Below are 5106 nucleotides of genomic sequence, written 5' to 3' on the forward strand. Positions count from 1 at the left end.
AGGTCTGCATCTCGAGGATATATGGCCCCTTGCCGGAGCGGGCATGCGCGATGGCGCGTGCCCCCGCCTCGCGCACGGCCTGAACATCCATGCCATCCACCTGCTCGCCCGGGATGTTGAAGGAGACGCCGCGCTTCGAAAAATCCTGCTGCGCGGAGGCGCGGGAAACCGAAGTGCCCATCGCATAACGATTATTCTCGATGATGTAGACCACCGGCAGGCTCCAGAGCTCCGCCATGTTGAAGCTTTCGTAGACCTGGCCCTGGTTCGCGGCGCCGTCACCAAAATAGGCGAGGCTCACATTTCCGTTCGAGGTGTAGCGGTTCGCAAACGCGAGGCCCGTGCCGAGTGCGACCTGCGCGCCGACAATGCCATGGCCACCATAGAAATGTTTCTCGCGGCTGAACATGTGCATCGAGCCACCCTTGCCGCGCGAGTAACCGCCCTTGCGGCCCGTCAGCTCGGCCATGACGCCGTTGGCGCTCATGCCGCAGGCGAGCATGTGGCCGTGATCGCGATAACCGGTGATGACCTGGTCGCCCGGAATGGTCGCCATCTGCATGCCGACCACCACGGCCTCCTGGCCGATATAGAGGTGGCAGAAGCCGCCGATGAGGCCCATGCCATAGAGCTGTCCGGCCTTCTCCTCGAAGCGGCGGATGAGAAGCATGTCGCGATAGGCGCGGAGATCTTCTTCCCTGCTGAAAGGCTTAGGGCCGGTGGCGCGTTTCGCCGTCGTGACTTTTGCCGCTTTCTTCGCCGGAGCAGGCGCGCCTTTGGTGGCGTTGCCCGCGATCTGGGCTCCGTTGCTTGCCATCTTCTCCCCTCGCATCCTCTCCCCGCCTGGGCGGAGCTGGTGACGTTTCGCTTCCCTCGAAGCTTCGGCGCCGATCTTGCGAGCCGGACGACCTGCCTCGAATTGCCTACTTGAGAAGAAGCCTAGTGCCACAAACGGGCGAGCGCCAGAAGCTTTTCGCAAGAAAGAGACCTATGCCATCGGCGCATGGGATGTCACGAAACGGCCGCTTTTGTGCGATGCACAATAGCTTGGGGCTCAAAACCCAGCCCAGCCCTGCGTTCAGCGCATGGCCGATCCGGCAAGCCTCTATCGATCGAGGAGGATGACCACGTCGCTGCGATGCACGAGGTTCAGCATGGCGCGATTACGTTCGTCGATCAGGTCGCGATCCACCTTCTGGTTCGAAAGCTGGCTGACCCGACGCTCCCAGGCCTGTTTTTCAGCCCGGAATTCAGCGATTTCCCGCGTGATCTCCTCGGTGCGGATCTTGGCCTCACGCTTGGCCGCAAGCCCGCGGTCGCCGGTCTGCGCGGAATGCAGGAAATAGGCGCTCGCGCTCCAGGCCAGGCTGTGAAAAGCCACGAGGGCGAGGATGCGGCGGCGGCGGGTATGGACGATCATGCCCCGATGATCGCCGATCAGCGTTAAGGAAGGGTTGGGATGCCCTCACCGCCTGCTCGTCACCGCGAGGCCAGAGACAATCAGCGCAATTCCCGCCCATTGGACCGGGCCCGGCCATTCGGCCAGCAGCGGAATGGCGGAGATTGTGCCGATGACCGGGATGAGCGGCGGGAACCTGCCCGATTCGGCGGCACCCACGAGCTTCACCGCATGTCCCCACATCCAGAGGCCGATGATCATGTTCAGCACGCCCTGATTGAAGCCATGAAAAAAAACTGCGCCGATCGGCAGGGCGAGCAACCGTTCCGCGCCGTTGAAGAGATACCACGGCCAGAAGACGAGCGCGGAGAGCACGGCCAGCACGGATGTCGCGCGCAGAGCATCGACCTTCCACAATTGCAGCAGCAGCGGATAGCCTCCCCAGAGCAGGCCCACTCCGAAGAAACAAAGATCACCCAGCAGCACATTGCGCGCGCCGGAGGTTGTCGCTGCGAGCGCAATCAGTGCGAGGCCACCCAGAACAACCCCGATTCCCAGCCAGCCCCGCCGGCCGGGATCCGCCCCGAAAATGAGCCAGCCCCCCACCGCGCCGATCACCGTCACCGTGCCGGGGCCGATGGAAGCGCCGTGCGCGGCCGGCGAAAGCGAAAGCCCCTGCATCATCAGGAGCGTCATCGGCAGACCGGAGGAGAGGGTGAGGATCAGCCCCCTGCCCCAGCCGATGCCGGCACAATCGCGCAAGCCACCGGCCTTCAGAAACAATGGAAAAAGCAGGACGGCCGCCACGCCGAAGCGCAGGGCCGTCATGTCGAGGACGGTGAAGCCGTTCAGCACCGCATGGCGCGAGATGGCGAAGTTGGTGCCGTAGATCGTCACGGCACCGAGCATCGCCAAGGCCGCGAGGGCGCGCGGGCTGAGGGTCATGGCGCTCAGGCCAGGGCCTTCAGCGCCGCACGGCCGGCATAGAGGGCCATGTCGCCCAGTTCCTGCTCGATGCGCAGGAGCTGGTTGTATTTCGCGGTGCGATCCGACCGCGCGAGGCTGCCCGTCTTGATCTGCCCGCAATTCGTGGCGACTGCGAGATCGGCGATGGTGGAATCCTCGGTTTCACCCGAGCGATGGCTCATCACGGCAGTATAGCCCGCGCGCTGCGCCATCTCCACGGCGTTTAGCGCCTCGGTCAGCGAGCCGATCTGGTTCACCTTTACGAGGATGGAGTTGCCGGTCCGGGTGCTGATGCCCTGGCTGAGGCGCGCAACGTTCGTGACAAAGAGATCATCCCCCACGAGCTGGCATTTCGCACCGATGCGATCGGTCAGCAGCTTCCAGCCCTCCCAATCGTCCTCGGCCATGCCGTCTTCGATGGAAACGATGGGGTAATCCGCGACGAGCTTTTCGAGATACTTCACCTGCGCCTTGATATCGCGCTTCTTTTTCTCGCCGTGATAATCGTAGACGCCGTTCTTGAAGAACTCGGTCGAAGCGCAATCGAGCGCGATCGCCATGTCGCCGTCGCGGCCCGGCTTGAACCCAGCCTTCTCGATCGCGGCCATCACGAAATCGAGCGCGGCCTCGGCGCTCTTGAGGTTCGGCGCGAACCCGCCCTCATCCCCCACATTGGTGTTGTGGCCCTTGTCCTTCAGCGCCTTCTTCAGGGTGTGGAACACTTCCGCGCCCATCCGCAAGCCCTCGGCGAAGGACGGCGCGCCGATCGGCATGATCATGAATTCCTGAAAATCGATGGGGTTGTCAGCATGCGCGCCGCCATTGACGATGTTCATCATCGGCACCGGGAGCACGCGGGCATTGGCGCCGCCGACATAGCGATAGAGCGGTAGGCCACGGGATTCCGCGGCGGCCTTCGCCACCGCGAGCGATACGCCGAGAATGGCGTTCGCGCCAAGGCGGGACTTGTTCTTCGTGCCGTCGAGCTTGAGCATCTCATGGTCGATCGCGATCTGGTCCTCGGCATCCATGCCGGTGATCGCGTCCGAGATTTCGGTCAGGACGTTCTCAACCGCTTTGGTCACGCCCTTGCCGAGATAGCGAGCGCCGCCATCGCGCAGTTCCACCGCCTCATGCGCGCCGGTCGAAGCGCCCGAGGGGACCGCCGCGCGGCCGAGCGCGCCATCTTCCAGCACGACATCGACCTCGACGGTCGGGTTGCCGCGGCTGTCGAGGATCTCGCGTGCAATCACATCCACAATCAAAGTCATGAGTCCAATTCCTCCAGATGGCTTTTCGCAAGTCCCGCTGGCGGCTCCTTAGAGCATGCCGCGAAAAAGTGGAAACCGGTTTTTCGCCCTGAAGGCATGCGACAAGGACAGACCTGCATGCTGCGAAAAAGTGGAAACCGGTTTTTTGCCAGCAGGCATGCTCGGAAAACAGGTCCGAAGGCGAGCATGATTTCGCAACCGGAAAGGCGATAAGTCAGCCATCTCGCGCGCATCTTCCGCTGGTGGCGCCGGATCGCCCGGATGCCGCGGAAACAGCCTGGCTCGCCGGCTGCCTGCCGCGCTGGCGGGATGGGGATTTCCCGTGCATCCACATGTCAGAACCTGAACTTCCCGGCACCCGCGACGATCTCGCGCTCGATTCCGAGGTGGCGGAGCGGCTGCCTTTAGGTTAGAGCCCGCCAAACTCCGCTCAGGAAATGATCCGATGGCCGCTCCGTTCGAAACCATGCAGCTTGGCAAGGCGTCTGCCCCTCCCGCTTCCCCCGAGGAAGCGGTTCTGGATCGCGTGCCCAATCCGCACCCGGACAGCCCCTATCTCGCGCGCTTCACCTGCCCGGAATTCACCTCGATCTGCCCCGTCACCGGGCAGCCGGATTTCGGCATCCTCGTGATCGATTACGTGCCGGGGAAGTGGCTGGTGGAGAGCAAATCGCTCAAGCTCTATCTCGGCGCGTTCCGCAATCACGGCGCCTTCCACGAGGATTGCACGGTGGGCATCGGCCGGAAGCTCGTGGAACTTCTGGAGCCCGTGTTCTTCCGCATCGGCGGCTACTGGTATCCGCGCGGGGGAATCCCGATCGATGTCTTCTGGCAGCATGGCGAGGCGCCGAAGAATATCTGGCTGCCCGATCAGGGCGTGGCACCCTATCGGGGCCGCTGAGCCGATCAGACGCCGAAGCCGCGCCGTTCCATGCAGGACATGATCCCCGCCTGCTTGCCCGGTTCGCGCGCGAAAGCGGAGCGGCCCGAATTGCGATGCTCTTCCACCTTGCCGCCATGCGCCGTGATGCAGTGACAATAGGCGTGGCGTTCCTTCTCGCGGATGCGGTTGCAGGCGGAATCGCCCTCGGTCTGCGGGGCGGAGAAGCCGAACAGAAAAGCCAGCAGGACAGGCGATGTCGAGGACATGGCGGGAAGGATTGAAGCGGGAGTTGCAGAACCGGCATCCGGGGTGGCGATGCAGTCGCCCAAAGTCAACCCCGCTCAGAGGTTTTTCGTCACCTTGTCATAGGCCTTGAGCCGCGCGAGCAGCGCCCTCATCTCGTGGAGCGGCACCATGTTCGGGCCATCGGAGGGGGCCTTGTCCGGGTTTTCATGCGTCTCGATGAAGAGACCGGCAACCCCCACCGCGATCGCGGCGCGGGCGAGAACCGGCACGAATTCGCGCTGCCCGCCGGTGGAACCGCCCTGCCCGCCCGGCTGCTGCACGGAATGGGTCGCATCGAAGAT

At 63.6% G+C, this 5106-nt stretch carries 6 protein-coding genes and 1 pseudogene; 1 reads left to right on the top strand and 6 read right to left on the bottom strand.

Annotated features, from left to right (window positions below; translation table 11 throughout):
* The 4 genes from ACKODO_RS08305 to eno form a co-directional block, all read right to left on the bottom strand.
* A partial coding sequence (locus ACKODO_RS08305) for a thiamine pyrophosphate-dependent enzyme (RefSeq protein WP_408982972.1) occupies positions 1-817 on the bottom strand: 817 nt, incomplete at its 3' end.
* A 288-nt stretch (positions 818-1105) separates the two neighbouring features.
* Entirely contained in the window at positions 1106-1420 is a 315-nt protein-coding gene (locus ACKODO_RS08310) for an FtsB family cell division protein (protein ID WP_408982973.1), read from the bottom strand.
* 45 nt (positions 1421-1465) lie between these two features.
* Complete coding sequence (locus tag ACKODO_RS08315; protein WP_408982974.1) at positions 1466-2344, bottom strand: DMT family transporter; 879 nt, start codon at positions 2342-2344, stop codon at positions 1466-1468.
* Positions 2345-2349: 5 nt separating this feature from the next.
* Positions 2350-3636, bottom strand: coding sequence for a phosphopyruvate hydratase (gene eno / locus ACKODO_RS08320; protein WP_408982975.1), 1287 nt, complete (start codon positions 3634-3636; stop codon positions 2350-2352).
* Between the two features lie 445 nt (positions 3637-4081).
* Between eno and queF the strand changes: the two genes are divergently transcribed.
* Positions 4082-4537 carry a preQ(1) synthase gene (gene queF, locus ACKODO_RS08325; RefSeq protein WP_408982976.1) on the top strand — a complete coding sequence of 152 codons (456 nt, stop codon included), beginning with the start codon at positions 4082-4084 and terminating at the stop codon, positions 4535-4537.
* 5 nt (positions 4538-4542) lie between these two features.
* Here the strand turns inward: queF and ACKODO_RS08330 are convergent, their stop codons facing one another.
* Together ACKODO_RS08330 and ACKODO_RS08335 are read right to left on the bottom strand one after the other, a co-directional pair.
* Complete coding sequence (locus tag ACKODO_RS08330) at positions 4543-4785, bottom strand: hypothetical protein (RefSeq protein WP_408982977.1); 243 nt, start codon at positions 4783-4785, stop codon at positions 4543-4545.
* Positions 4786-4860: 75 nt separating this feature from the next.
* A pseudogene (locus tag ACKODO_RS08335) lies at positions 4861-5106 on the bottom strand (3-deoxy-8-phosphooctulonate synthase); the annotation flags it as partial.

Source organism: Rhabdaerophilum sp. (genome assembly GCF_046092605.1).
Lineage (GTDB): Bacteria > Pseudomonadota > Alphaproteobacteria > Rhizobiales > Beijerinckiaceae > Rhabdaerophilum.